Genomic DNA, 24872 nt, shown 5'->3' with positions numbered 1-24872 from the left:
TTTCCCTCAAGTTGCTCGCAAACTGCACATCCTCCTCAGGTTGAGCGCCAGACACACGAGCTTGAACTCGGCCTTGACCTTCTCCAATCCCCGCAGGCTGAACTGCCTGAACCCCAGCACGCTCTTGATCCAACCGTTGGGCGCCTCCACGATCCACTTCCTCTTGCGGTAGGCAGCCTTGCCTTCGGGTGTCTTCAACTTGGCATCCATCGCTGCGCTGTGCGGGTACTTCTGGGCGTCGATCTCAAGGTCCTGCTTGCCCTCGCGGCCCAGCGCCACGATCAACTCGCTCGGACTGTCCTTGAGTCGCTCGAACACCGACTCCGATCGGAACCCCGCATCGGCCAGAACCTGCTTGGCGTCATCGCCCAGGGTGGCCTTCACTGCCGCCAGCAATACGGGCAGGCGATCGTTGTCGGCGGCGTTGTTGGTGAGCTCGGCCGCCACCACGATCTGCGCGGTCTCGTCCACCGCCGTGTGCGCGTTGTAGCTGTAGTCGTAGCCCCCACCGGCGCGTTTCATGATCCGGCTGTCTGTGTCGGTGAAGCTCTCCTGGGCGCTGTCCTTGGGAACGCCGAAGTCGCGCTTGTAGCGCCCGCCCTTGGGTTTGCCGTCCTTGTCCCGGGGTTTGCGCTGGTCGTTCTCGCTGCGTCCGCGCGCGGCATCGGCTTCTTGCTGGCGCTGCTCCAGCCGCAGCTTGGCCGCCGTGATGGCGCTCAACCGATCGGCCCGGCGCTTGATCTCGCCGGGGATGTCGATGTCGGGCTCGTTCTTCTCCAGATCGTCGGCCGCCTTCGCTCGGTTGAGCAGGCCGTCGATCTGGGCTTTGAGTTCGGCCTCGGCCTTGAGCATGCGCTCGTAGCTCATGGCCTTGTGGCGACTGGCGTTGGCCTTGAGCTTGGTGCCGTCCACTGCCACCGTGCCCAGCTTGACCAAGCCACACTCGCGCGCCAGGTGAACCACCTGCACGAACAGGGCTGCCAACTCCTGCAGGTGCAGCGCACGGAAGTCCGACAGCGTGCGGTGCGCCGGATAGTTCTCCGCAGCCAGCACCCGCAGCGCCACGTCTTCGTGCAGTTTGGCCGCCAGCTTGCGTGAGCTGAAGGTGCCCGTGGCGTAGCCGTAGATGAGGACCTTGACCATCATGGCCGGGTGAAACGGCTGGTTGCGCGGTCCGCCCTTGGCGTACCGGGCGTGGAAGGCGCTCAGATCCAGACTGTCGACGCTGTCACTGATGAAGTACGCCAGGTGCCCTTCGGGCAGCCAGTCTTGCAGTGCGTCGGGCAGCAGTCGCTGCTGTTGGGGTTCGTAGGGGAGGTAACTTGCGGCCATGCCCACAATTTACCAAGCCTTCGCGACCTCAGTGCGCTTCTGCCGCGCAGACTCCTAGATTCGAATATAGATTCAGTTCAAGGTGATGTTGGCCGACCGGATGTAGCTGCCCCAGCGATCAAACTCTCGGTTGTAGAACTGCTGGTAGGACGACGTGTTCATGGGCGTCATCACCATGGACATCTTGCGCATGGTTTCTGCCACCTGTGCATCGGCCAGAGCGCCTTCGATGGCGTCGTGCAGGCGCGTGACGATCTCGGCCGGTGTGTTTGCGGGTGCCACGAAGCCGAGCCAGGGACCGATGTCGATGTCGACGCCGAATTCCTTGAGGGTCGGCACACTGGGGTGTCCGGCCAGGCGCTCAGGGGCGGTCACCGCCAGCATCCGGATCGCACCGGCCGCCACATGCTGTTCCGCCACCAGGGTGGGAATGATGGCGCAGTCAATCTGCTTGGCGAGCTGGGCCTGCATCAATGGCGCGGTGCTGTTGTACGGCACGTGCAGCAGCGGGGTACCGGTGCTCTTCTTCAGGACTTCCATGACGATCTGGCCCGAGCTGCCCTGGCCCCAGGAGCCGTAGGTCGGTGCGTCCTTCGCTTGCCGGGCCATCTGCAGAAACTCGGCCAGCGTCTTCGCTGGATGGGAAGCATGCACCATCACGGTCAGCGGGGTGAAGCCGATCGGAGCCACCGCGAGGAAGTCCTTCTTTGAATCGTAGGGCGTTGGCTTGATGATGTGCGGCGCGATGGAATGCGAGTCGGCCGCTCCATAGATCAAGGTGTAGCCGTCGGCAGGGCTTCTGGCGCCCAGCAAGCTGCCGATCGTGCCAATCGCCCCGGGACGGTTGTCGACGACCACGGGTTGCCCCAGGCGCTGGGAAAGCACCGGCGCCATCGCCCGCACCAGGGCATCACCACCGCCGCCCGCGGCCCAGGGCACGATGATTTTGATCGGGCGCGACGGGTACGCGTTGCCTTGCGCCAGGGCGGTGAGTGCCGTGCCGCCGATGACGGGCAGCGAAAGCAGGCGCAGCGCATTGCGCCGGTTCAGGTTGGGGTTCATGAGATCTCCTTCGTTGGATGGGGGGTCAAAGGCTTTTCTGATCGAGCCAGTGGCCGATGTGGGCCGCCAGTTGCTCGTGGTTGTCTTCCAGCATCAGCATGTGGCCGTTGCCGGTGATGCCGATGTCGGGGAGCCAGGTGAAATCGGCACCCAGGAACTTCGCCAGGGCGCCATCCACTTCCTTCGGATGGCGGGGGTCGGCGTCACCGGTCATGACCAGGATCGGCAGGGTGCCCAGCTGTTCCGGGTGCTCCAGGCGCAGACCGCCGCCACCGATGTTGAAGCGCTCGTTCAGTATCCGTGGGCTCTCGTGCCCGATGGAACGGGCGTAGGCTTCGAATGCGCCGTGAGGAAAGCGCGGGCTGTTGGCCCAGTAGGTCTGGATGAACGCTCTGTCCACGAAGGCTGGGCGATCGGTGGGCGCATAGATGGCGTGGCTGTCGACATCGCTGTTCCCCGCGCTCGCTGGCTCGGACGGAAGTTCCTGCACCAGGTTGGCGGGCGCTCCCGGCGCAATGCCGACGATCGCTTTGACATGCGAGCGGTGGTTTTCCGCGACCCACCAAACGATGGGTCCGCCCGCCGAGTGTGCGAACACGATGGAGGGGCCGATGTCGTGCAGCAAGGCGGCCAGCGAGCGACCCACATCGGCCATCGACAGCTCCAGGAAACGGGCGGAGGTTGGCGAGCGGCCGTGCCCGGGCCAGTCCATCACATGGACGTCGTGTCCCCGCCGGCAGAAGAAAGCAGCCCAGCCTTCACGACCATCGGGTGTGGCCAGGTAAGCGGTTCCGTTGTGGAACCCGCCGTGAAGCATGACGATGGGCAGCTTCCCGGTCTTCTCCTCAGCGGCCAGCACGTCCACATAGACGGGGTGCTCTGCCGTTCCGGAGTAAAAAAATCGCTGCTTCATGGTCTCCTGGGTCCTTTGCTCACAGGTCTGAGTAGGTCAGAACACTGCACGCCCAAATAGTCCCATATGGAACCATTTAAACGCAGAGGGTTTTCCCTTGGAGAGAACAGAGGCACGCCGCCCTCGACGACTGGAAGGCCAGTGACATTCCTATACTTGGCCGCATGCCCAGCTCCACCGCACCATGAAACGTCCGCTCAACGACATCCTCGACGGCGTCTCCATCCCCTTCGCCTACAAGCTGGGGTACATGATCAACTCGTACCGGGAGCCTTCGTTTCGCGCCATCGAGGCGACGCACGGACTGACGCGCCCCGAGATTCTTTCGCTCATCTTTCTGTATTTCAGGGACGGCATTTCTGCGGCAGACATCTGCGATTTTTCCGGCCACCTCAAGAACAACATCAGCCGGGCCGTCACGGCGCTGGAAGGCAAAGGGCTGGTGCGGCGCGAGCCCGATCCGCAGGACCAGCGCCGGCTCATCCTCTACATCACGGCGGCGGGTCGTCGCCTGCACGACAAGTTCATGCCGGCGCTCCAGCAGCGCGAACAGGACATGATGGCCTGCCTGTCAGAGACCGAGCGGAGAACGTTCGAAGTTTTGCTGCGCAAGCTCTGCGCCCATGGGCCAGACTGGAATGGCAAGGAGCACTGGTGTGTCACGACGACCAGGCACTTGCCAGCGTCCGAGCAAAAACCTCTGCGAATGAAGAAAGCATGACTCGCGCATGAAAGGCTTCAGAGCCGCGAAGAGACTTGAAAGTGTCGTCATACTTTCCGAAAAGAATGGAAGTCAGCCGCCTCTTAGCACCCGAACGGTGGCGAAGGTGGCCCTCTTGAATTGGCTCTCCGCTTAGGCTCTGTGAACGGCTTTGCCCGGCGACAAATAAACTGGCCCAAAAAAATGCATACGCTTTCGCTGCTCTGTGCAGAAAACCAACGTTGTCAAAGCACCTTCTTCCAAACTGGTACTGAACTGGTATCGACAGCAAAATGAAAAAAGCCTGCTACTTAATCAGTAGCAGGCTTCTCAACAATCACAAGGGATTCTTGGTAGGCCGTGTTGGACTTGAACCAACGACCAAAGGATTATGAGTCCTCTGCTCTAACCAACTGAGCTAACGGCCCCAAGAGCGCTCAATTGTAGAGGCTTGCGAGCACGGTCACTTGCTGTGGCTGAGCGCGTTGCTCACCAGCTTGGATGTGACATCCACAATCTGGATCATGCGCTCGTAGGGCATGCGTTGTGGTCCGATCACGCCGAGTGTGCCGACCACCTGGCCGTCGACCTCGTAGGGGGCCGTGACCACCGACAAGTCTTCAAACGGTACCACCTGGCTTTCGCCGCCAATGTAAATGCGAACACCGTCTGCCTGGGCCGACACATCGAGCAGGCGGATGAGTTGGGTTTTTTGCTCGAACAGATCGAACATGCGTCGCAGGTTGCCCATGTCGCTTGAAAACTCGCTCACAGACAACAGGTTGCGCTCGCCAGACACCACCACTTCTTCTTGTGCGGCATCGGCCTCTGCGCCGATTTCAACGGCGGCTTTCATCAGGTCGGCGATTTCACCGCGCAGGGCGTCCACTTCGGTCTTCAGCCGTTCACGCACCGCTTCCATGGCAAGGCCCGAGTAGTGGGCGTTGAGGAAGTTGGCTGCCTCCAGCAATTGCGACTGGGTGAAGTTGACCTGGGTGTGGATGATGCGGTTTTGCACATCGCCTTCAGGCGAGACGATGATGACCAGCACCCGGCGCTCGGAGAGGCTGAGAAATTCGATGTGGCGAAACACGGACGCGCGCCGCGGCGCCATGACCACGCCCACAAATTGCGACAAGCTGGACAACATTTGCGCCGCATGGCTGATGACGCGTTGCGGCTGCCCGGTGTCAAAACCTTGGCCCGTCATGTCGCTCATGGGGGCGAACCCATCGCGCCTGACCGTGAGCATGGTGTCGACAAACAGGCGGTAGCCCCGGGCCGTGGGAATGCGCCCGGCCGAGGTGTGGGGGCTGGTGATCAGGCCCAACTCTTCCAGGTCGCTCATCACGTTGCGAATGGTGGCGGGAGAAAGCTCCAACCCCGCGGCTTTGGCGAGCGTGCGAGAACCCACGGGCTGTCCGTCGGCGATGTATCGCTCAACGAGGGCTTTGAGCAGCAGCTTGGCGCGGTCATCTAACATGGTTTCATTTTAGGAGGGTCTGCTCCCGCGTGGCGGCCGCATAGCAAGGGTTTCCGGGCAAACCACTACAAAGAAGCTATGTTGTAATTTGCCGATGAGTCTGCCATCCGACACCAGGTCTGCACCACCCCGAGAGCGCCGGCCGCTGCGCTTTGCGCATGTGGTCATCATCGGCAAATACCACGCGCCGGGCTCGCGCAACGCGGTGGACGAAATTGCCCACTTTTTGCATGCCGAGGGTTGCGACGTGTCGCTTGAGCAGGAAACGGCGCTGAACACCGGCTTGCTGCAGTACCCGGCACTGGATGTGCCGGCCATGGGCAACACCTGTGACTTGGCGCTGGTGGTGGGCGGCGACGGCACCATGCTGGGCATTGGTCGCCAGCTGGCGCGCTACGGGGTACCGCTGGTGGGCATCAACCAGGGCCGGCTGGGCTTCATCACCGACATTCCCTTTGAAAGCTACCGCGAAAAACTGCGGCCCATGCTGCGCGGTGAATACGAGGACGACCCGCGCGCCCTGATGGCAGCCAGCGTGTGGCGTGATGGCCGCTGTGTGTTTGAAGCCACCGCGCTGAACGACGTGGTGGTGAACCGGGGTGGTGTGGCCAGCATGATTGAGCTGCGGGTGGAGGTGGACGGCCATTTTGTGGCCAACCAGCGGGCCGACGGTCTGATCATCTCCACACCCACGGGCTCCACGGCCTATGCCCTGTCGGCCGGAGGGCCGCTGCTGCACCCGGCCATTGGTGGCTGGGTGATGGTACCGATCGCGCCGCACACCCTGTCCAACCGGCCGATCGTCTTGCCCTCCAGCAGCGAGATTGCGGTGGAAATCGTGTCCGGCAAAGACGCGAGCGCGAACTTTGACATGCAGTCGCTCACCAGCCTGATGCACGGCGACCGCATTGTGGTGCGCCGCTCCGAACACGCCCTGCGTTTGCTGCACCCGGTGGGCTGGAGCTATTTCGACACCCTGCGCAAAAAACTGCACTGGAACGAAGGGGCCTGAAAGGCCGGTCACAATACGGGCGACACCCCAAAACCCGACCCTGGATTCCGACGTTCATGAGCCTCAGACGCATCGTTTTGCGCGACTTCGTCATCGTGCAGTCCCTGGACCTGGACTTGGGCAGCGGCTTCTCGGTATTGACTGGAGAAACCGGCGCCGGCAAGTCCATCCTGATCGACGCCCTGCAATTGGCCTTGGGTGCCCGAGCCGACAGCGGCGTGGTGCGCGAGGGTGCCGCCCGCTGCGAAATTGCCGCCGAGTTTGACGTTTCGCCCGCGCTCACACCCTGGCTTGAAGAGCAAGGCTTCCCGGTGGAAGACGCCCTGCTGCTTCGCCGCACGGTGGATACCGAAGGCCGCAGCCGCGCCTGGATCAACGGCAGCGCCGCCACCATGACCCAGCTGAAGGCGCTGGCCAACGACCTGGTGGACATTCATGGCCAGCACGCCTGGCAAAGTTTGACCCGGTCGGAAGCCGTGCGCGGGTTGCTGGATGCCTACGCGGGCGTGGACACAACCGCAGCCCAGCAGGGCTGGACCGAATGGCGCAGCAAACGCAAGGCGCTGGAAACCGCCACCGAGCGTCAGAACACGCTGCGACAAGAGAGCGAGCGCTTGGCCTGGCAAATCGCCGAACTCGACAAGCTCACCCCGCTGCCCGATGAATGGGCCGAACTCAATGCCCAGCACAGCCGCTTGGCCCACGCTCAAGCCTTGCTGGACGCGGTGCAGGTGGCGGTGTCGGCGCTGGACGACGACGAACCCAGCGCGGGCAGCCTGCTGCACCGCGCGCTCAGCGCGCTGCAGGCACAGGCGCACATCGAACCGCAGTTTGCCGATGCCATTGAGGCGCTGGAAGCCGCGCTGGCGGGCGTGCAAGACACCGTGCACAGCCTGCACCAGTACGCCCGGCGCACCGAACAAGACCCTGCCAGCCTGGAAGCGCTGGACGAACGGCTGTCGCAATGGGTGTCTCTGGCGCGGCGCTACCGCCGTCCGCCCGAAGAATTGGCCGACCTGCACGCGCAGTGGAAGACGGAGCTGGCCCGTGTTGACCAAGCGCTGGATCTGGCCGCCTTGCAGCGGGACGAGCGCCAGGCCTGGCAAGCCTTCTCATCCGCCTTGCAAGTGCTGACGAAAAAACGCCAGCAAGCCGCACCCAAACTGTCCAAGGCGGTTTCGGACACCATGCAGACCCTGGGCATGCAGGGTGGCCGCTTTGAAGTGAGCCTGCAGCGGCTGGAAGAACCGCAAGCCGAGGGCTGGGAACAGGTGGAATTTTTGGTGGCGGGCCACAGCGGCGTGACCCCTCGCCCGGTGGGCAAAGTGGCGTCTGGCGGCGAACTCTCGCGCATTGCCTTGGCCATTTCTGTCGTGACCAGCCGTTTGGGGCAGGCACCCACCTTGATTTTTGACGAAGTGGACTCGGGCATTGGCGGCGCAGTGGCCCACACCGTGGGCCAGTTGCTGCGCCAGCTGGGTGCCGACCGACAGGTGCTTGCCGTGACCCACCTGCCCCAAGTGGCCGCCTGCGCTGACCACCACCTGCTGGTGAGCAAACAGCAGGCTGGCCCGCAGACGGTGAGCACCGTCAAGGCCATCACACCGCAGGGCCGTGTGAGCGAACTGGCCCGCATGCTGGGTGGCAGCGAAGCGTCTGAAGTGTCGCTCGCCCATGCCCGCGAACTGCTCGCCAACTGAATGACCGCCAACATGCCCGCACCCCCATCCCACGCGATCGAACTGGTGCTGATCACCGGCATGTCCGGCTCCGGCAAGTCCGTCGCGCTGACCGCACTGGAAGACGTGGGCTTCTATTGCGTGGACAACCTGCCGCCTGAGCTGCTGGAGCCGTTCATTGCCCTGGAGCAGAGCCACCGGGCCGAAAAGGTGGCGATTGCCATGGACGTGCGCAGCGCAGCGTCGCTGCCGGGTCTGCCCCAGCGGCTGGCTGCGCTGCAAAAGCACCCCGGCCGCCAGGTGAACCTGACCATTCTTTTTCTGGATGCCAACACCGACACGCTGGTGCGGCGATTCTCGGAAACCCGGCGCCTGCACCCGCTGTCGCTCAAAACCAGCCACGACCAGCGCCGCGCGCTGACCGACGCGATTGAGCACGAGCGCGAACTGCTAGCCGAGCTGCACGAGCTGGCCTTGGTGATGGACACCAGCCTGATTCGGCCGGCCCAGTTGCGCAGCCAGATCAAGGACATGCTGGGCGCCACGCAGTCGCCGCTGACGCTGGTGTTTGAGTCCTTTGCTTTTAAGCGCGGTGTGCCGATGGATGCAGACTTCATGTTTGACGTGCGCATGCTGCCTAACCCGCATTACGAACCCGAGCTCAAGGCCCTCACGGGACGCGACGCGCCAGTGGCCGATTACCTGGCCAACCAGCCCGAAGTGGCGCAAATGCGTGAGCAAATCATGGCGTTTCTGCAGCATTGGCTGCCCCACATGCTGCGCGACCACCGCAGCTATGTGACCGTGGCCATTGGCTGCACAGGCGGGCAACACCGCTCGGTCTACCTGGTGGAGCAACTGGCGCAAGCCTTTGGTACCGAATGGAGCACGCGCGTGCGGCACCGCGAAGTCAATGGCTGGCCACAACCGCCTGCCTCGACTGACAACACCAGCGCCTGAGCGCATCACGGCTCGGGTGCTCAGGCTGGCGTACCGTCCAGCCAAGGCGCCAGCAACAACCGCACCGGAGCGGGCAGGCCATGCCCATCCAGGGCTGCAGCGTCCACCCAGGCGCCCGGCATGTTGCTGGGCACAGGCAGCGGCTCATCCACAACCAGCAAGCGCGGGTGCAGACGCAGTTCGCGGTGTGTCAGGCTGTGTGCCACTGACTCCAGCTCGCGCACCGCTGACCGCAAGGGCTGCGGCAGCCTGTCCAACAGGGCGGCCTCGCTGTCAAACACAGGGGGGCAATACAGGCCCGCCCAAATGCCCGGCGCTGGTCGGCGCGCCAGCCAGATACGCTCACGGCCCGGCGCCCCCGACTCGCGCAACAACAGCAGCCACCAGCTTTCGTGCCGGCGCTTCACCGCGCGGGTCTTGACCGGGTAATTCGACACCGTGCTGGATTCGCGCGCACGGCAGATGGTTTGCACCGGGCAGCGCTCGCACTGGGGCCGGCTGCGCGTGCACAGCGTGGCACCCAGATCCATCAGACCCTGGGTGTAAGCAGTCATATCGTCGGGCGACGGGGCATGGGGCAGCAGGCCCTGGGCCAGAACCCACAGCTCGCGCTGGCGCGCGGTCTGCGCCAGGTCGCCGTCAAAAGCCAGCAGGCGCGACAGCACCCGGCGCACGTTGCCGTCCACGATGGACACCCGTTCGCCGTGGCAAAACGCCGCGATCGCCGCAGCGGTGGAAGCGCCAATGCCTGGCAGCGTCTGCAGCGCGGAAGCATTGCCGGGAAACACACCACCGTGCTCAGCCACCACCGCCTGGGCACAGCGGTGCAGGTTGCGTGCACGGCTGTAATACCCCAGCCCTGCCCAGAGGGCCATCACCTCGTCGGCACTGGCTTCGGCCAGCGCTTGAACAGTCGGAAATTTGTCCAGGAAGCGGGGAAAGTACGACAGCACCGTGCTCACCTGGGTCTGCTGCAGCATGACTTCAGACAGCCACACCCGGTACGGATCGCGGGTGTGCTGCCATGGCAAGCCACTGCGGCCGTGCAAGCGCTGCCAGTCGATCAGCAGCCGGGCAAATGCCAACGGCAGGCCGCTGCCTGCGTTCACCTGCGCGGCGCTCATGCTGCAGGGAGGCTCTCGGGCTCTTCTTCGGGTGCTGCCAGCAGGTGGTCGGTCAGCTCAGACAGTTTGGCGTCCACCAAATTGAGCTCGGCCTGCTGCGACTGCAGCTCGCGAATGCGCTCGTCGAGGCCACCCGCAGCCTGCTGGATTCGCGCAACGGCCTCAATGCGGCGCGAAAAATTGCGGCGGCGCTCACGCAGCTGGGCGTCGAGCTGGGCCGCTGCAGACTTGTTCCACAGCTCCACCTCATTGACGGCTGTGTCGTAAACCACCCGCAGACGGCTCATGAGCGCTCGGGCGAGACGCTCGGCGAATTCCGGCTGTGCCAGACGCAAGGCATTGCCCAGGCTGAGGTACTGCAAATGGCTTTTTTCGATCAGGTCGAGCTCACGCGCGTAGTGCGCCAGCTGGGGTGGCGTGGGTGCCTGCAGCGAAAACCCGTACTCGGCATTGAGGCCCTTGAAACTGCCCTCCAGCATGGACTGGATATCACCCGCCAGCTTGTGCGCCCGGGCCAGATCGGCCCGCAAGCGCTCAAAGGTGTGCCCATAAGCCCGCTTGACACCCAGCTTGATGCCAGGCTGCTTGAGTGCACGGGCCAGTTCGGCCACCTCGGTTTTGAGATGTGTGGCGCTGAGCAAGGCAAAAAGGTCTTTCAGCAGACGCAGATGCACCGAACGCACCGCCTGGATCTTGGCCCCGCTGGCGTCGAAATCGGCCTGCTCCTGCTCAATGCGCAGCCGCATTTGCTTGATCACGCCCACGTTTTTGCCGCGAAGCCCCTCCAGCTCCTGCACCTGCTCCACCAAGTCCCGGGCGCGGATGTGCACCAGGCGGCCGGTTTCCTGGCGCAACAGCTGAATGCCCGAATCCACCACCGAGCTCAATATTTTGCGGCGCTGGCCGAGCAAGCCCACGCCCAATGCGGTTTCCAGCTCCATCAAATTGCTGGCTTCCAACAGCTTGTCGTCGCCATTGACCTTGGCCAGCAAACCTTTTTGCGCGGAAACCGCCAGCACCTGCCGGGGCGAAAGGCCCAGGATGTCGGCAGAGTCGGTGCGTTGCGAGGCAATTTGCAACTGCACCTGCTCTGGCGAGCTCAGCGCATCCCACATGGTGTCAATCTTGTTCAGCACCACCAGACGCGATGCTTTGCGCTCTCCCAACACCGCCAGGTGCTGGCGCCAGATGGTGAGGTCGGACTTGGTCACGCCGGTGTCCGCCGCCAAAATGAACACCACCGCATGCGCCTGCGGCAACAGACTGACCGTCAACTCGGGCTCGGCGCCAATGGCATTGAGTCCCGGTGTATCCAGAATCACCAAGCCCTGTTTGAGCAATGGGTGCGCCATGTTGATCAAGGCGTGGCGCCACTTCGGTACTTCGATCAATCCGTCCGACCCCACCAGCGGGTTGTCGTCGGGCACCTCGTCGTCCCAGAAACCCAGGGCGGCCGCTTCCGACTTGCTCACCCGGCGCACCTCAGCCACCTTTTGAATCGCCTTGGCCAGTTGTTTCGGGTCATTGACATCCAGATCAATGCGTTCCCACTTGTCGGGCGCATTGCGCCAGTCCAGCAGCGACTGGGGCTGCAGCCGGGTTTCAATGGGCAGCAGCCGCAGGCAAGGCGGCACCTCAGCGTCATAGCCCAGCTCGGTGGGACACATGGTGGTGCGCCCGGCACTGGCCGGCATGATGCGGCGCCCATAGCCAGCAAAAAACACCGCGTTGATCAGCTCGGACTTGCCGCGCGAAAACTCGGCCACAAAGGCCACCGTGATCTTGTCGTTCTTGACCTGCGCGTGCAGCTGCTCCAGCCGGTCGCGTACACCCGCTTCCATCAGATCGTGGTCGGTCAGCCATTCCGAAAGCAGCCTAAGCCGCAAGGCAAACTGCTTGCGCCAAGCGCCGTGCTGATCAAAGTCCTGATTGAAGCTCATGGGCCATGTTCTGTAGTGATTCTTCAATATAGCACCGGGCCCGCGGCGCATAGGGCCCGGCAGCCAGAACCCCCAGCTCTCGGGACGAGCGGCTTACGGCTTCTGGCAGTGGGTGCAAAAAAACGTCGACCGCTGCCCTTGGCGGATGCTTTTGATGGGCGTGTCGCACACCCGGCAAGGCAAACCATCGCGCCCGTACACCATGGCGTCCAGCTGGAAGTAGCCGCTCTGCCCTTCAGCGCTTGAAAAGTCGCGCAGGGTGCTGCCACCCAGCGCCACGGCGCGCTGCAACACCGCCACAATGGCCGCGTGCAGCCGCGCTGCCCTCGGCTTGCTCAGGCGGTCGGCCCGCACGGTGGGGCGTATGCCCGCCATGAACAGCGCTTCCGACGCATAAATATTGCCGACCCCCACCACGATATCGCCCGCCAGCAGCACTTGCTTGATGCTGGCACGACGCAGTTGCAACGCACGGTGAAACGACAGCGGATCAAATCCCGCCTCCAGCGGCTCCACGCCCAAGCGCCCCAACAGCTTCACAGCGCGCGGATCGTCCAGCGAAGCGGCGAACACCACGGCACCAAACCGGCGCGGGTCGTGCAGGCGCAAAAAGCCTCGGCTGGTAACCAGCTCAAAATGGTCATGCACCCCGCGCGGTGGCAGGACGGGCGCAAACTGCAGGCTGCCCGACATGCCCAGATGCAGCAGCAACACACCCGCGTCCAACTGCACCAGCAGGTATTTGCCACGCCGCGTCACGCGCAACACGCTACGCCCCACCAAGCTTGCCGCTTCGCAACCCAGCGCCCACCGCAGGGGCTTGCCCATCTGCACATTCACAATGTGTGCACCGGCAATGCGGTCAGCAAAGCTGCGGCGCGTCACCTCTACTTCCGGGAGTTCGGGCATGACAAAGGCTTTTCAGAAAGTGATCAGGAACGCCTGCACGGTCTTTGGATCAGACCCGCAGCTCCCCGAAAGCCTTCTATTATCATGAGTCAATGAACACCTTGCACCGCAGCGTCCATCCGGCTTTCAGTCGTGCAAAAGGGGCGCGGCGCCGCCCCAATCAAGCCGGCAAGCGGCTCGCGTTGCTGGCTGCTGTGCTGCTGGGTGGCACGCTGAGCGCGACAGCCCAGACGGCGCCAGCTGCCCCGCCAGCCACGGCGGCGGCGACCACGACCCCGGTGATCAACTCGGCGCTGAATGCCCCGCTTTTTTACCAGCTGCTGCTGGGAGAGCTGAATGTTCAGGCCGGCGAGCCGGGTACCGGCTACTCGCTGATCCTGGACGCTGCGCGCAAGCAGCGCGACGAGCGGCTTTACCGGCGTGCCGTGGATGTGGCGCTGCAAGCACGGTCGGGCGAAGCTGCTCTGACCGCAGCACGCGCCTGGTCGCAAGACCTGCCGCAGAGCCCCGAGGCCCATCGGTTTGTGCTGCAAATCCTGCTGGCGCTCAACCGCGTGGGCGAAGTCGGTCCGGTGTTGCGCGCGATTTTGGACCGCAGCACACCCGCCGAGCGCAACGACACCCTGAACGCCATTCCCCAAACGTTCGCCCGCGCGACCGACAAGGCCCAAGCCCTGGCGGTGGTGCGCGAAGCACTGAGCGGCTCGCTCAAGCAACCCGACAATGCAGCTGCCGCCTGGACCACGTTGGGCCGCATGGAATTGGCGGCAGGCCAGTTGCCCCAGTCCCTCGTCTCGGCACGCCAGGGCCACCAGGCCGACCCCGCATCGCCCTTCCCCGCTCTGCTGGCGCTGGAGCTGCTTGAGCGCGGCCAGCCCGATGCCGAGGCACTGGTGCGCAGGCACCTGCAAGTCAGCCCGCAAACGCCGTCGGGTACGCCACCCGTGGCGCTCACCTACGCGCGGATCTTGCTCGACCTGCAGCGCTACGCCGATGCGCGCAGCCAGCTCGACGCCATCACCGCCAGCCAGCCCACCCTGGCCGAGCCATGGTTGCTGCTGGCGACGCTGCAGGTGCAAGACAACGCACTGCCCGCAGCCACCGCGTCGCTGCAAAACTACATGGCGCTGGCTCGCCAAGCAGGCGACGAGCGCTCGGCCCGCGGCCTCACACAGGCTTACCTGCAAATGGCGCAGATTGCTGAAAAGCAAAATGACTTTGCAGCGGCCAACGCCTGGCTAGACCGGATTGAAAACGCCGACGACATCATGGCGGCGCAAATGCGCCGCGCCTCGCTGCTGGCCCGTCAAGGGCAGCTGGCACAGGCCCGCGCCTTGCTGCGCAACCACCCAGAGCGCCGCCCGGAAGACGCCCGCCTGAAGCTGGTGGCAGAAGCCCAGCTGCTGCGAGACCTCAAGGCCTGGCAGCAAGCCTATGAAGTGTATGCAGAGGCCAGCCGGCGCTTTCCCGAAGACACCGAACTGCTGTATGACCAGGCCATGATGGCCGAAAAGGCGGGCCAGCCGGAGGCCATGGAGCGGCTTTTGCGCCAACTCATCGCAGCGAAACCCGATTACCAGCACGCCTACAACGCACTGGGCTATTCGCTGGCCGACCGCAACGAGCGCCTGCCCGAAGCCAAGCAACTGATTGAAAAAGCGGTGGAACTGGCACCCACCGATGCCTATATCCAAGACAGCCTGGGCTGGGTTGAATTCCGCTTGGGCAACTTCCCGCGTGCGCTGGCAATTTTGCAGGCCGCTTACGGCAAGCGCCCCGATGCCGAAATTGCAGCCCACCTGGGTGAAGTGCTCTGGACCATGGGCCGACGCGAAGAAGCCTTGAAGATCTGGCGCGAGGGCCTGCTGCTCTCCAGCGACAACGAAACACTGCAGGCCACCCTGAAACGGCTTCGGGTTTCTCCATGAGTCTTGCGGGAAAGTCGAAAAACTCGGGTCAGCTTGGCCGCTGGCTGGCCCACGTCCGGTGTCAACTGCTGGCGCTGATGTGCGTGCTGCTGCTCTCTGCCTGTGCCACACCACCACGCGCAGCGCTGCCGGGCGAGACCGCCTGGAACGGCCGCCTTTCGGTGCGGGTCGACAGCGATCCACCGCAGTCGTTTTCCGCTGGCTTTGACTTGCGCGGCTCGCCGCACACCGGTGAGCTGCAACTGACATCGCCATTGGGCAACACCCTCGCCACCGTCTTGTGGTCCCCGCAGGGCGCCGAGTTGCGGCAGGGGCAACAAGTCACCACCCGAAGCAGCCTTGAGCTGTTGACCACGGAGCTGAGCGGCACCAGCCTGCCGGTGGCCGCTCTGTTTGGCTGGCTGCAAGGCAAGCCCAGCGAAGACGCCCAAGGCTGGCAGGCCGACCTCGCCCGCCAGCCTGAAGGCCGCATCACCGCGCGGCGCACAACTCCGCTGCCCGCGGCCGAACTGCGCATCGTTTTCCAGCCATGACCCATTTCACGTCGCGCGCGCCGCTGAAGCGGCTTTTTGATGTCCCCGCGCCCGCCAAACTCAACCTGTTTTTGCACATCACCGGTCGGCGTGCAGACGGGTACCACCTGCTGCAATCGGTCTTCATGCTGATCGACTGGTGCGACACGCTGCACTTTGAGCTGCGCCACGACGGGGCGATCAGCCGAGAAGACCTCACCGCCGCACACCTGCCTGCCGAAGACCTGGTGGTGCGCGCTGCACGCTTGCTGCAACAAGCCACCGGCTGCACGCTGGGCGTTCACGTGGGGCTCGAAAAACGCCTGCCCGCCGAAGCCGGTCTGGGCGGTGGGTCCTCTGATGCCGCCACTTGCCTGTTGGCGCTCAACCGGCTGTGGGGACTGGGCCTCAACCGTGCACAGCTCGCGGCGGTGGGTCTGCAACTGGGCGCCGACGTCCCCTTCTTCATTGGTGGGCGCAACGCCTGGGTAGAAGGCGTGGGCGAGCAACTGACACCGCTGTCGCTCGAAGATGCCCGGTTCGTGGTGGTCAAACCACCAGGAGGCGCTTCCACACAATCCATTTTCAGCTCCCCTCTTTTGAAGCGCGACACAAAGCCTGCTATAATTCAAGGCTTTGCTGCAAACGATGCAAGTGAGCCGATAAAGCACAGCATCCAGAGCATTCTGGATATTGGGCAAAACGACCTACAGCCCGTCGCACAAGCGTTGTGTCCTGATGTAGGGCGCTGCATCAACTGGCTTCAGAGCCATGGGTTGCAAGGACGTATGAGCGGGTCGGGTACAGCAGTGTTTGCGCAAATACGACAGTCTCTCGATCTGTCAGATGCCCCTGGCAACTGGTTGGTGAAAGATTGCAAAAATATGGATGCACATCCATTGCTTGAGTGGTGTTCCGGGTAGAATCCTGGCTTACGCAAAACCCAGGCAGTTGATGCGTAACCTGCGACAGTTTTGGGTTGCTTGAGTGGCACTTGTGCCAAGCAAACAACCAGCGTAGGGGAGTCGCCAAGTTGGTAAAGGCACTGGATTTTGATTCCAGCATGCGAGGGTTCGAGTCCTTCCTCCCCTGCCATTTCATTTGATCCACACCACGTAACAAAACGGCCATCCTGCGGTGGCCATTTTTTATCGGCGATCCTGTGGGGCCGTCGTAGAAACAGCTGGGAACACCATGCAAGTTCAGCCCCCGGATTTCATGATCTTCACCGGCAATGCCAACCCGGTATTGGCCGCTGAAATTGCCCAACACCTGGGCACACAGCTTGGAGCCGCCAACGTGGGCCGCTTCTCTGATGGTGAAGTCACGGTTGAAATCACCCAAAACGTACGGGCTCGTGACATCTTTGTCATCCAGTCCACCTGCGCGCCGACCAATGAGAACCTGATGGAACTCATCATCATGGTCGATGCCCTCAAGCGCGCTTCCGCATCACGCATTTCGGCTGTGATTCCCTACTTTGGCTACGCCCGCCAAGACCGCCGCCCGCGTTCAAGCCGCGTGCCGATCACTGCCAAAGTAGTGGCCAACATGTTGCAAGCCGTGGGTGTGGACCGCGTGCTGACCATGGACCTGCACGCCGACCAGATCCAGGGTTTCTTTGATATCCCGGTGGACAACATCTACGCCTCGCCGGTGTTGCTGGGTGACTTGCGCGCCAAAAACTATTCCGACTTGCTGGTGGTCTCACCCGACGTCGGCGGTGTGGTGCGCGCACGCGCGCTGGCCAAGCAGCTCAATTGCGACATGGCGATCATCGACAAGCGCCGCCCCAAGGCCAACGTGTCGGAAGTGATGCACGTCATTGGCGACATTGATGGCCGCAACTGCGTGATCATGGACGACATGATCGACACCGCTGGCACGCTGGTGAAAGCCGCAGAAGTGTTGAAAGAGCGCGGCGCCAAGAGCGTTTACGCCTACTGCACACACCCTATTTTCTCGGGTCCGGCCATTGAGCGCATTGCCAAAGGCAATGCACTCGACGAAGTCGTTGTGACCAACACCATACCTTTGTCGCAGGCTGCACAGGCCTGCGCCAAGATCCGCCAACTCTCCGTGGCACCGCTGATGGCTGAGACCATTGCGCGCATTGCATCGGGCGAGTCGGTCATGAGTTTGTTTGCCGATCAGGACAACCTGTTCTAAAACCCTGTCAGCAGCAAGAAGCGGGCAGTTCCCATGGTGGGGATCGCCCTTTTGAAACAGAGGCGTTCTGGTCGCGGAACCCCTCAAATGGAGAATGTTATGCAATTTGTCGCTTTTGAGCGCGCCAAGCAGGGTACGGGTGCGAGCCGCCGTCTCCGCAACACCGGCCGTGCGCCCGGTATCGTTTTTGGTGGCGAAGCCGCCACGTCGCTGATCGAACTCGATCACAACGCCCTCTGGCACGCCCTGAAGAAGGAAACGTTCCACGCTTCCATCCTGGACATGGAAATTGCGGGTTCGGTGCAAAAAGTGCTGTTGCGCGACGTGCAATACCACCCCTACAAGCCACAAGTCCTGCACGTGGACTTCCAGCGCGTGGACGACAAGACCCGTCTGCACAAGAAAGTGCCGTTGCATTTCATCAATGGCGAAAACTCGCCTGCCGTGAAAGAAGACAAGTGCGTGATCAACCACGTGATGACCGAAATCGAAATCGAGTGCCTGGCTACCCAGCTGCCCGAGCACATCACGGTTGACCTGGGCGCTGTCGTCAAGGGCTCCACCGTGCACACCGGCGACATCAAGCTGGACAAGAACGTCAAGCTCGTCATGCACGGCCGCAAGAACCTGACCGTGGCCACCGTGGTTGAGCCTGTGACCGAAGTGATCGCAGCCCCTGTGGTTGTGGTGGACGACAAGAAAGGCAAGAAGAAGAAATAAGTCCTTCCGGACCTTTTCTCTCTGCCCGAAACGGCCCGCTCTGCGGGCCGTTTCTCTTTGTAGCGTCACCGATAATTTGCGCATGATCCGACTGATTGCCGGACTGGGAAACCCCGGTCCCGAATACGAACACACCCGCCACAACGCCGGCTTTTGGTGGGTGGACGAAGCCGCACGCCTGCTCAAGGTACCGCTGCAGATGGAGCGTGGCCACTTTGGGCTGGTGGCACGGGCCAATGTGAGCGGCCACAGCGTGTGGCTGGTGGAGCCGCAGACGTTTATGAACCTGTCGGGCAAGTCGGTCGCTTCAGTGGCGCGGTTTTTCAAGATTGCACCCGCGGAGGTGCTGGTGGTGCACGACGAGCTGGATTTGCCGCCCGGCGAAGTGAAGCTGAAAAAAGGTGGCGGACACGCGGGACACAATGGACTGCGCGACATTCATGCCCAGCTCGGCAGCGCCGACTACTGGCGGCTGCGCGTGGGCATTGGTCACCCGGGCAACAAGAATGAGGTGGCCAACTGGGTGCTGAAAAAACCCTCCCCCGATGACCGCATTACCATTGCACAAGCGCTGGACCGCAGCCTCAAGGCCTTGCCCAACCTGATAGCTGGCGAAATGGACAAGGCGACGGCGCTGATTCACACCAGCAAACCACCACGCCCCAAGCCACCCCGGCCACCCAAGGCCGACGCGCCCGTGGTTCAGACGCCTGATGCCGGTGCTGTGCCGCTGGTGGACACGTCGGTGGAGGCTGACAAGGGCTGACCGGCCTTTTGCAGCCGCTGGTATTTTTGCCACAGCGTTTCCCGGGTTTCGATGTGGTCCGGGTGAAGGGGAATACAGGCGACCGGGCACACCTGAACACACTGCGGCTCGTCAAAGTGGCCCACACACTCGGTGCATTTGGCCGGGTCAATCTCGTAAATTTCCTCGCCCATGTAGATTGCCTCGTTCGGGCATTCTGGCTCGCACACATCGCAGTTGATGCATTCGTCGGTGATCATCAGCGCCATGTCAAGCCTCCAGCTTTTTGGGCAACAGCCGCTGTGCCACCGCAGCGTTCACCATCTGCGACACGTCGCCGCTCAGGTAGGAAATCTCGCGGACCAGGGTGCTGGAAATGCATTGCAGCTCGGCCTGCGGCAACAAAAACACCGTTTCTACGGTCGGGTTGAGCTTGCGGTTCATTGCCGCCATCTGGGCTTCGTAGTCAAAGTCTGTGAGGTTGCGTATGCCGCGCACCACCGCCGTGGCGTTTTGCTGCCGGCAAAAGTCCATGATCAGACCGTCAAACGGCAGCACCCGCACCCGCCCGGGCATCCGCGATGCGGCCTCGGCGGTCATGTCCAGCCGCTCGGCCAGGGTGAAGCGCGTTTTTTTGTGGTGCGCCATGGCCACCGCAATGATCACCTCGTCAAACAGCAGGGAAGCACGTCGGGCCACGTCTTCATGGCCGAGCGTCAACGGGTCAAAAGTACCGCTGTAGATGGCGATGCGGGGGCTACCGGATGACTGGGACAGATCGAAACTCATGCCCTGAATTATGCGGGACGGGTGCTGTGGCCCGACTTATTGGGCGGGCAATAGCCGCAGCAGGTGAAAGGCGACTTGGCCGGCTTTGCCCTGGCGATGGACCTGCAGCCCGGTCTGGGCCAGCTCATCAGCGCTCCAGACGCGGGGCGCTTCCAGGTAGATCAAACCCGTTTCGCCCACAGCGGCACGGGCAGCAGCCAGCGCCGAAAGTACCAGGGCGTCGTTTTGCCCATCGGCAAACGGCGGGTCCAGAAACACCACGTCCAGCCGCAGGCCGCCGCGCTGGCGCAGAGCCGCCAAGCCGTCACCACGCTCCACGCGCACCGTGTCGGCGCTGAGCTTGGCCTTGGTGCGGCTCAAGGCGCTCAACAAGGCGCCATCCTGCTCGACCAGCACCACTTCGGCGGCCCCACGCGAGGCGGCTTCAAAGCCGAGGGCACCCGTGCCGGCAAAGGCGTCAAGGCAGCGCAGGCCCTTCAGATCCTGCCCGAGCCAGTTGAACAAGGTTTCGCGCACGCGCGCAGGCGTGGGCCGAAGACCGGGATGGTTGGGCACCGGGAGAATGGAGCGCTTCCATTGGCCACCGATGATTCGCACCTCATTGGGTGCGCTGGCTGGGCGCTTGTGCGCTGCAGGTGCTGGTTTTTTCATGCCCGTAGCTTAACGCTCAAGGCTTTGCGCCCACCACCACGGTCACCATGCGATCGGGCTGTAGCACGCGGCTGAACGCACGGCGAATGTCGGCCACGCTCACCTGCTGAACCTGCCCGGTCCAGGTGTCGAGGTAGTCCAGCGGCAGGCCGTTCCAGGCGATGTTGGCCACGTTGTCCAGCAGTTTGCGGTTGCTGTCGATGCGCAGCGCAAAGCCGTTGATGAGGAAGTCTTTGGCGGCTTGCAGCTCGGTGTCGGTCGGACCTTGTTCAACGAACTGGCGCACCACGTCGCGCGCCACGGTCACAGCCTGGGCGGCCTGGTCGGGCCGGGTGGTCAGACCCACCTGAAACGCACCGGCGTGCAGGCCAGGCGAGAAGTAGCTGTAAACGCTGTAGCTCAGGCCGCGTTTTTCGCGCACCTCGGTGGTGAGGCGCGACACAAAGCCGCCACCGCCCAAAATGTAATTGCCCACAAACAGGGAAAAAAAGTCGGGGTCGTTGCGGGCCACGCCGGGTTGGCCCATCAGCACCTGTGCCTGGGCCGCTTCGAATGGCCGCTGCTCGTTCACCGCTTGCGCCAGCGGCTGCACCTGGGGCACGGCGGGTAAGGCCTCACAGCCGTGGGGCACCACGGCGCCCACCAACTGGCCCACGATGCGGTCGGCCTGGGCGCGGTCGATGGCGCCCACCAGCGTGACCTGGGCGCGGCAGGCGGCCACGTGGCGGCGGTAAAAGGCGCGCATGTCGGCCACGGAAATGGCGTTGAGTGTGGCTGCCACGGGCTCAAACCCGTAGGGATGGTTGCCGAACACGGCGCGGGCAAAGGCCCGGCCGGCCTGGGTGGCGGGTCGGGTGTCGGCTTCTTTCAGCGCGGCCAGCGTGCGCTCACGGTCGCGCTGCCACACCCGCTCGGGCCAGGCGGGGGCGGCGAGCTGGCGGGCGGCCAGGGCCACAGCGCGTTCCAGCAAATCGGGCTCGGTGAGGGTGCGCAGCGACAGGCTGAAACGGTCGCTGCCAGCCTGGGCGCCAAACTGGGCACCCAGATCGACCCAGGCTTCGCTGAGCTGGTTTTCGTCCAGTGCGGGCTGCGCGCCCTGCGCCGCCACACCCGCAGACAGCAAACCGGCGGTGGCGCTGGCCAGGCCGGCCTGTGCGGCAGGATCGCGCCGACTGCCGCCGTCAAAGTCGAGCTGCACGTCCAGCATGGGAATGGACGGGCTGGCCACGAGGTACACACGGGCGCCAGTGGGATGGGTCCAGTGTTCGATGGGAATGGCAGCCTGTGCGGGCAGCACGGCGCCCAGAGCCAGCAGGCCGGTCAAGACAGCAACCGGGCGGACGAAGTGAAGCATGGATGTGAACATGGTGGGTTTCGCAAACAGCAACATGCCGTTCAATGCCGGCCCAACACGGGCCGGGGCGCTGACGGGGTGCTGCCAGCGGCGGTGCGCCGGCTGGGGTCGGGCACCAGCACGGCGGTGGTGAGCTGTTCGTCGGAAAAATAGCGTTGCGCCACCGACTGCACCTGCGCCGCCGTGACCTGGCGCAACGCCGCCATGAGGCGGTCGCCGGTGTTCACGTCCATGCCGTTGATCCAGTAGTTACCCAGCTCACGGGCCTGGTTGAAAACCGAGTCCAGTTTGTAGATTTCACCGGCGGTCCATTGGGTTTTGACGCGCTGCAACTCGGCCGCGCTAACGCCTTCACGGGCGATGCGCGCCACTTCGGTTTTGAGCGCAGCCGAAGCGGCGTCGGCCGACACGCCGCGGGCCGGCACAGCGCTGAGCAAAAACAGCTGCGGGCCACGGCCATACAGGCCGTAAGAGGCGCCGGCGCTGTCGGCCACGCGCTTGCCACCCATGCCCTGGCCTTGCACCAGCGCCCGCTCCAGCCGGGCGCCGCTGTAACCGTCGAGCACGGCCGAGAGCACGGTCAGCGCCAGCGCGTCCTGGCTGGCGGGGTCTTCGCCGTCGGTCCACTGCGGCACTTTGAAGGCCAGCGCCACCATGGCCTGCTCGGCCGCCGCGCGGTGTTCCAGGCGGCGCGGGCCGGTTTGGTCGGGCTCGACGCGCGGTTTGCGTGGGGGCACCGCGCGGGCGGCCAAGGCACCGTAATGCTTTTCGGCCAGCGCGCGCACCTGGGCCACGTCCACATCGCCCGCGATCACCACGGCGGCGTTGGCCGGGGTGTACCAGCGCTGGTAAAAAGCGCGCACGTCGTCGGGCGTCATCGCGTCGAGGTCGCTCATCCAGCCAATGATGGGCCGCCGGTAAGGGCTGGCCTGGAACACCGCCGCGTTGAGCGCTTCAAACATGCGGGCACGCGGTGAGTCTTCGGTGCGCTGGCGGCGCTCTTCCTTGATGACTTCGAGCTCGCGTTTGAACTCGTCGTCGGCCCACTGGTTGTTGGCAAAACGATCGGCTTCCAGCCGCATCACCTCTTCCAGCTTGGCTGCCGGCACCTGCTGGTGGTAGGCGGTGGCGTCGCGGCTGGTGAAGGCGTTTTCGCGCGCGCCGAGTGCGGCCATGCGGCGGGAAAATTCACCCGGCTTGAGCGTGGGCGTGCCTTTGAACAGCATGTGCTCCAGCGCATGGGCCACGCCGGACGTGCCGTCGACCTCGTCGATGGAACCCACGCGCACCCACAGCATGTGGGCCACGGTGGGCGCGCGGCGGTCGGGCCGCACGATCAACGTCATGCCGTTGGCCAGCATAAAGGTGTGGGCCAGTGGCTCGGCTGTGGGTTGCGACGCTGTGGCCGCAGGGGTTGGAAGGTTCGCTGGCGCCTGCGCCCAAGCGCCGGATGCGCTGAGCGCCAGGGTCAAAAACAGCGCGTTGAAGCGCGTGTCAAGCAGGTGCATGGTGCGTTTCATAGAATGCAATGGATTCTAGAGATTGAAAAATGTTCTCGTTCTTCCGAAAAAAAACCCCTACCCCCCCTCCAGCGCCCGCCCCAGCACAGCCACCCGTTGCTGAGCCCGCTGCCCCACCTGCGGCGGCACCGGCCGTGGCGCCGGTGGCTGCAGCCCTGCCTGTGGCCCCGCCTGCGCCCATGGCCGCGCCAACCCCTGTGGCGGCTGTGCCGCCCGTGGTGGCTGCCGCCGCACCCGAACCGCGCAAGGGCTGGCTCGACAAGCTCAAGGCCGGTTTGCGCAAGACCGGCGCCAGCATTGCCACGGTGTTCACCGGCACGCAGATTGACGACGCGCTGTACGAAGACCTGGAAACCGCACTGCTGATGGCGGACACCGGTGTGAAAGCCACTGAGCACCTGCTGGCCGATCTGAAAAAACGCGTCAAAGAACAAAAGACGACCGACCCGGCGGCCGTGAAAGGACTGCTGGCCGACGCGATCACCGACCTGCTCAAGCCACTGCAAAAGCCGCTGGTGATTGGCGAGTTCAAGCCCACGGTGATCATGGTGGCAGGCGTGAATGGCGCGGGCAAAACCACTTCCATTGGCAAGCTCACGCGCCACCTGGCCAACGAGGGCGCCACCGTGCTGCTGGCTGCGGCCGACACCTTTCGCGCCGCTGCCCGCGAGCAATTGGCCGTGTGGGCCGACCGCAACACGGTCGACATCATCACGCAGGAAGGCGGCGACCCCGCAGCGGTGAGCTTTGACGCCGTGACCGCCGGCCGCGCCCGCGGACGCGACGTGGTGCTGGTGGACACCGCCGGGCGCCTGCCCACCCAGCTGCACTTGATGGAAGAGCTGCGCAAGATCAAGCGGGTGGTGCAAAAGGCCGACGCCACTGCGCCCCACGAGGTGTTGCTGGTGATCGACGGCAACACCGGGCAAAACGCGCTGATGCAGGTGAAGGCGTTTGACGATGCGCTGCAACTCACCGGCCTGGTGATCACCAAGCTCGACGGCACGGCCAAGGGCGGCGTGTTGTGTGCGATTGCGCGCGAAAAACCGGTGCCGGTCTACTTCATCGGCGTGGGTGAAAAGTTGGAAGACCTGGAGACCTTTGACGCCCGCGAATTTGCCCAGGCGCTGCTGAGCTGAGCGAACAGACGCACCGGGCGTCAGCGCTCGTCGTCTGTGTAGTGGCGCCAGTTTTTCATGGCGTTGCGCATGCTGAGCACCTGACGCTCAAGGGTGGGGCAGGCCTTGCACATGGCCATGTGCATACGCAAAGCCAATTGTTCGGCCACAGGCAACGCCCGGTCTTCGCGGGCAATGACCAGCGCCGTCACTTCCTTGCAGGAGCGCATCAGGGGGAGTTTTCTGAGCCAG

The 24872-nt window shown here is 63.7% G+C and carries 24 protein-coding genes and 2 tRNA genes; 12 read left to right on the top strand and 14 right to left on the bottom strand.

Translation table 11 applies throughout. The features are described from left to right. Positions 1 to 6 precede the first annotated feature (6 nt). From AC4QBL_RS02385 to AC4QBL_RS02375, 3 genes are all read right to left on the bottom strand, one after another. Positions 7 to 1332, bottom strand: a complete 1326-nt coding sequence (locus AC4QBL_RS02385) for an IS1182 family transposase (RefSeq protein ID WP_472907800.1) — start codon at positions 1330 to 1332, stop codon at positions 7 to 9. Positions 1333 to 1404: 72 nt separating this feature from the next. Further along, complete coding sequence (locus tag AC4QBL_RS02380; RefSeq protein WP_472907801.1) at positions 1405 to 2394, bottom strand: Bug family tripartite tricarboxylate transporter substrate binding protein; 990 nt, start codon at positions 2392 to 2394, stop codon at positions 1405 to 1407. Between the two features lie 25 nt (positions 2395 to 2419). Beyond that, complete coding sequence (locus AC4QBL_RS02375) at positions 2420 to 3307, bottom strand: alpha/beta fold hydrolase (protein ID WP_472907802.1); 888 nt, start codon at positions 3305 to 3307, stop codon at positions 2420 to 2422. Positions 3308 to 3491: 184 nt separating this feature from the next. On the opposite strand from AC4QBL_RS02375, the gene AC4QBL_RS02370 reads away from it, so the two are divergent. Then, positions 3492 to 4028, top strand: a complete 537-nt coding sequence (locus AC4QBL_RS02370) for a MarR family winged helix-turn-helix transcriptional regulator (protein ID WP_472907803.1) — start codon at positions 3492 to 3494, stop codon at positions 4026 to 4028. Positions 4029 to 4358: 330 nt separating this feature from the next. Here the strand turns inward: AC4QBL_RS02370 and AC4QBL_RS02365 are convergent. Next, positions 4359 to 4435: transfer RNA gene (locus AC4QBL_RS02365), tRNA-Ile, on the bottom strand. Positions 4436 to 4470: 35 nt separating this feature from the next. Then, the gene (hrcA, locus tag AC4QBL_RS02360) at positions 4471 to 5490 is read right to left on the bottom strand and encodes a heat-inducible transcriptional repressor HrcA (RefSeq protein WP_472907804.1); all 1020 of its coding nucleotides are present in this window, start codon (positions 5488 to 5490) and stop codon (positions 4471 to 4473) included. A gap of 94 nt (positions 5491 to 5584) precedes the next feature. On the opposite strand from hrcA, the gene AC4QBL_RS02355 reads away from it, so the two are divergent. Genes AC4QBL_RS02355 through rapZ form a run of 3 tightly spaced genes read left to right on the top strand, consistent with a single transcriptional unit; the run spans position 5585 to position 9141 of the window. Beyond that, positions 5585 to 6502, top strand: a complete 918-nt coding sequence (locus AC4QBL_RS02355) for an NAD kinase (protein ID WP_472900003.1) — start codon at positions 5585 to 5587, stop codon at positions 6500 to 6502. 56 nt (positions 6503 to 6558) lie between these two features. Continuing rightward, positions 6559 to 8202, top strand: coding sequence for a DNA repair protein RecN (gene recN / locus AC4QBL_RS02350; RefSeq protein WP_472907805.1), 1644 nt, complete (start codon positions 6559 to 6561; stop codon positions 8200 to 8202). 12 nt (positions 8203 to 8214) lie between these two features. Beyond that, positions 8215 to 9141, top strand: a complete 927-nt coding sequence (gene rapZ / locus AC4QBL_RS02345) for an RNase adapter RapZ (RefSeq protein WP_472907806.1) — start codon at positions 8215 to 8217, stop codon at positions 9139 to 9141. 20 nt (positions 9142 to 9161) lie between these two features. Here the strand turns inward: rapZ and mutY are convergent, their stop codons facing one another. The 3 genes from mutY to mutM form a co-directional block, all read right to left on the bottom strand. Beyond that, on the bottom strand, positions 9162 to 10265 hold the full coding sequence (gene mutY / locus AC4QBL_RS02340; protein WP_472907807.1) for an A/G-specific adenine glycosylase: 1104 nt from the start codon (positions 10263 to 10265) through the stop codon (positions 9162 to 9164). Further along, positions 10262 to 12205: a dynamin family protein gene (locus AC4QBL_RS02335; protein ID WP_472907808.1), complete on the bottom strand. Its 1944-nt coding sequence runs from the start codon at positions 12203 to 12205 to the stop codon at positions 10262 to 10264. The genes mutY and AC4QBL_RS02335 overlap by 4 nt, the downstream gene beginning before the upstream one ends. Before the next feature lie 93 nt (positions 12206 to 12298). Continuing rightward, the gene (mutM, locus tag AC4QBL_RS02330; RefSeq protein ID WP_472907809.1) at positions 12299 to 13114 is read right to left on the bottom strand and encodes a bifunctional DNA-formamidopyrimidine glycosylase/DNA-(apurinic or apyrimidinic site) lyase; all 816 of its coding nucleotides are present in this window, start codon (positions 13112 to 13114) and stop codon (positions 12299 to 12301) included. A 92-nt stretch (positions 13115 to 13206) separates the two neighbouring features. Between mutM and AC4QBL_RS02325 the strand changes: the two genes are divergently transcribed. From AC4QBL_RS02325 to pth, 7 genes are all read left to right on the top strand, one after another. Further along, positions 13207 to 15042, top strand: a complete 1836-nt coding sequence (locus tag AC4QBL_RS02325; protein WP_472907810.1) for a tetratricopeptide repeat protein — start codon at positions 13207 to 13209, stop codon at positions 15040 to 15042. After that, the gene (locus AC4QBL_RS02320) at positions 15039 to 15575 is read left to right on the top strand and encodes a lipoprotein insertase outer membrane protein LolB (RefSeq protein WP_472907811.1); all 537 of its coding nucleotides are present in this window, start codon (positions 15039 to 15041) and stop codon (positions 15573 to 15575) included. The genes AC4QBL_RS02325 and AC4QBL_RS02320 overlap by 4 nt, the downstream gene beginning before the upstream one ends. 23 nt (positions 15576 to 15598) lie before the next feature. Further along, the gene (ispE, locus tag AC4QBL_RS02315) at positions 15599 to 16477 is read left to right on the top strand and encodes a 4-(cytidine 5'-diphospho)-2-C-methyl-D-erythritol kinase (RefSeq protein ID WP_472907856.1); all 879 of its coding nucleotides are present in this window, start codon (positions 15599 to 15601) and stop codon (positions 16475 to 16477) included. Between the two features lie 95 nt (positions 16478 to 16572). Further along, positions 16573 to 16649: transfer RNA gene (locus AC4QBL_RS02310), tRNA-Gln, on the top strand. Between the two features lie 99 nt (positions 16650 to 16748). Beyond that, entirely contained in the window at positions 16749 to 17723 is a 975-nt protein-coding gene (locus AC4QBL_RS02305) for a ribose-phosphate pyrophosphokinase (RefSeq protein ID WP_472907812.1), read from the top strand. Positions 17724 to 17822: 99 nt separating this feature from the next. After that, a complete protein-coding gene (locus AC4QBL_RS02300; RefSeq protein WP_472907813.1) occupies positions 17823 to 18443 on the top strand; it encodes a 50S ribosomal protein L25/general stress protein Ctc in 621 nt (206 codons plus the stop codon). An 82-nt stretch (positions 18444 to 18525) separates the two neighbouring features. Next, positions 18526 to 19209 carry an aminoacyl-tRNA hydrolase gene (gene pth / locus AC4QBL_RS02295; protein WP_472907814.1) on the top strand — a complete coding sequence of 228 codons (684 nt, stop codon included), beginning with the start codon at positions 18526 to 18528 and terminating at the stop codon, positions 19207 to 19209. On the opposite strand, the gene AC4QBL_RS02290 is transcribed toward pth, so the two are convergent. From AC4QBL_RS02290 to AC4QBL_RS02270, 5 genes are read right to left on the bottom strand one after another with little or no spacing between them, the layout of a single operon-like run. Next, positions 19146 to 19457: a YfhL family 4Fe-4S dicluster ferredoxin gene (locus tag AC4QBL_RS02290; RefSeq protein WP_472907815.1), complete on the bottom strand. Its 312-nt coding sequence runs from the start codon at positions 19455 to 19457 to the stop codon at positions 19146 to 19148. The two genes, pth and AC4QBL_RS02290, sit on opposite strands and share 64 nt — an antisense overlap. Position 19458: 1 nt before the next feature. After that, on the bottom strand, positions 19459 to 19977 hold the full coding sequence (gene coaD / locus AC4QBL_RS02285) for a pantetheine-phosphate adenylyltransferase (RefSeq protein ID WP_472899992.1): 519 nt from the start codon (positions 19975 to 19977) through the stop codon (positions 19459 to 19461). A 36-nt stretch (positions 19978 to 20013) separates the two neighbouring features. Then, positions 20014 to 20628: a 16S rRNA (guanine(966)-N(2))-methyltransferase RsmD gene (rsmD, locus tag AC4QBL_RS02280; protein WP_472907816.1), complete on the bottom strand. Its 615-nt coding sequence runs from the start codon at positions 20626 to 20628 to the stop codon at positions 20014 to 20016. A 16-nt stretch (positions 20629 to 20644) separates the two neighbouring features. Continuing rightward, positions 20645 to 21982 (bottom strand): M16 family metallopeptidase, encoded by a 1338-nt coding sequence (locus tag AC4QBL_RS02275; protein WP_472907817.1) that lies wholly within the window; start codon positions 21980 to 21982, stop codon positions 20645 to 20647. 41 nt (positions 21983 to 22023) lie between these two features. Then, the gene (locus tag AC4QBL_RS02270) at positions 22024 to 23490 is read right to left on the bottom strand and encodes a M16 family metallopeptidase (protein ID WP_472907818.1); all 1467 of its coding nucleotides are present in this window, start codon (positions 23488 to 23490) and stop codon (positions 22024 to 22026) included. A 41-nt stretch (positions 23491 to 23531) separates the two neighbouring features. Between AC4QBL_RS02270 and ftsY the strand changes: the two genes are divergently transcribed. Then, a complete protein-coding gene (gene ftsY / locus AC4QBL_RS02265; RefSeq protein WP_472907819.1) occupies positions 23532 to 24641 on the top strand; it encodes a signal recognition particle-docking protein FtsY in 1110 nt (369 codons plus the stop codon). A 20-nt stretch (positions 24642 to 24661) separates the two neighbouring features. On the opposite strand, the gene AC4QBL_RS02260 is transcribed toward ftsY, so the two are convergent. Further along, on the bottom strand, positions 24662 to 24850 hold the full coding sequence (locus AC4QBL_RS02260; protein ID WP_472907820.1) for a zf-HC2 domain-containing protein: 189 nt from the start codon (positions 24848 to 24850) through the stop codon (positions 24662 to 24664). Positions 24851 to 24872: the final 22 nt, after the last annotated feature.

Source organism: Hydrogenophaga sp. L99 (genome assembly GCF_058731905.1).
This window is presented reverse-complemented; position numbering and strand designations above follow the sequence as displayed.

Bases quoted from the DNA above. Each gene is read 5' to 3' on its own strand.
- AC4QBL_RS02335 (WP_472907808.1), bottom strand. From the start codon at position 12,205: ATGAGCTTCAATCAGGACTTTGATCAGCACGGCGCTTGGCGCAAGCAG.
- AC4QBL_RS02370 (WP_472907803.1), top strand. From the start codon at position 3,492: ATGAAACGTCCGCTCAACGACATCCTCGACGGCGTCTCCATCCCCTTC.
- mutY (WP_472907807.1), bottom strand. From the start codon at position 10,265: ATGAGCGCCGCGCAGGTGAACGCAGGCAGCGGCCTGCCGTTGGCATTT.
- AC4QBL_RS02355 (WP_472900003.1), top strand. From the start codon at position 5,585: ATGAGTCTGCCATCCGACACCAGGTCTGCACCACCCCGAGAGCGCCGG.
- recN (WP_472907805.1), top strand. From the start codon at position 6,559: ATGAGCCTCAGACGCATCGTTTTGCGCGACTTCGTCATCGTGCAGTCC.
- rsmD (WP_472907816.1), bottom strand. From the start codon at position 20,628: ATGAAAAAACCAGCACCTGCAGCGCACAAGCGCCCAGCCAGCGCACCC.
- hrcA (WP_472907804.1), bottom strand. From the start codon at position 5,490: ATGTTAGATGACCGCGCCAAGCTGCTGCTCAAAGCCCTCGTTGAGCGA.
- AC4QBL_RS02325 (WP_472907810.1), top strand. From the start codon at position 13,207: ATGAACACCTTGCACCGCAGCGTCCATCCGGCTTTCAGTCGTGCAAAA.
- pth (WP_472907814.1), top strand. From the start codon at position 18,526: ATGATCCGACTGATTGCCGGACTGGGAAACCCCGGTCCCGAATACGAA.
- AC4QBL_RS02375 (WP_472907802.1), bottom strand. From the start codon at position 3,307: ATGAAGCAGCGATTTTTTTACTCCGGAACGGCAGAGCACCCCGTCTAT.
- AC4QBL_RS02380 (WP_472907801.1), bottom strand. From the start codon at position 2,394: ATGAACCCCAACCTGAACCGGCGCAATGCGCTGCGCCTGCTTTCGCTG.
- AC4QBL_RS02275 (WP_472907817.1), bottom strand. From the start codon at position 21,982: ATGCTTCACTTCGTCCGCCCGGTTGCTGTCTTGACCGGCCTGCTGGCT.
- coaD (WP_472899992.1), bottom strand. From the start codon at position 19,977: ATGAGTTTCGATCTGTCCCAGTCATCCGGTAGCCCCCGCATCGCCATC.
- AC4QBL_RS02290 (WP_472907815.1), bottom strand. From the start codon at position 19,457: ATGGCGCTGATGATCACCGACGAATGCATCAACTGCGATGTGTGCGAG.
- AC4QBL_RS02385 (WP_472907800.1), bottom strand. From the start codon at position 1,332: ATGGCCGCAAGTTACCTCCCCTACGAACCCCAACAGCAGCGACTGCTG.
- AC4QBL_RS02300 (WP_472907813.1), top strand. From the start codon at position 17,823: ATGCAATTTGTCGCTTTTGAGCGCGCCAAGCAGGGTACGGGTGCGAGC.
- AC4QBL_RS02305 (WP_472907812.1), top strand. From the start codon at position 16,749: ATGCAAGTTCAGCCCCCGGATTTCATGATCTTCACCGGCAATGCCAAC.
- AC4QBL_RS02270 (WP_472907818.1), bottom strand. From the start codon at position 23,490: ATGCACCTGCTTGACACGCGCTTCAACGCGCTGTTTTTGACCCTGGCG.
- ftsY (WP_472907819.1), top strand. From the start codon at position 23,532: ATGTTCTCGTTCTTCCGAAAAAAAACCCCTACCCCCCCTCCAGCGCCC.
- AC4QBL_RS02260 (WP_472907820.1), bottom strand. From the start codon at position 24,850: ATGCGCTCCTGCAAGGAAGTGACGGCGCTGGTCATTGCCCGCGAAGAC.
- mutM (WP_472907809.1), bottom strand. From the start codon at position 13,114: ATGCCCGAACTCCCGGAAGTAGAGGTGACGCGCCGCAGCTTTGCTGAC.
- rapZ (WP_472907806.1), top strand. From the start codon at position 8,215: ATGCCCGCACCCCCATCCCACGCGATCGAACTGGTGCTGATCACCGGC.
- AC4QBL_RS02320 (WP_472907811.1), top strand. From the start codon at position 15,039: ATGAGTCTTGCGGGAAAGTCGAAAAACTCGGGTCAGCTTGGCCGCTGG.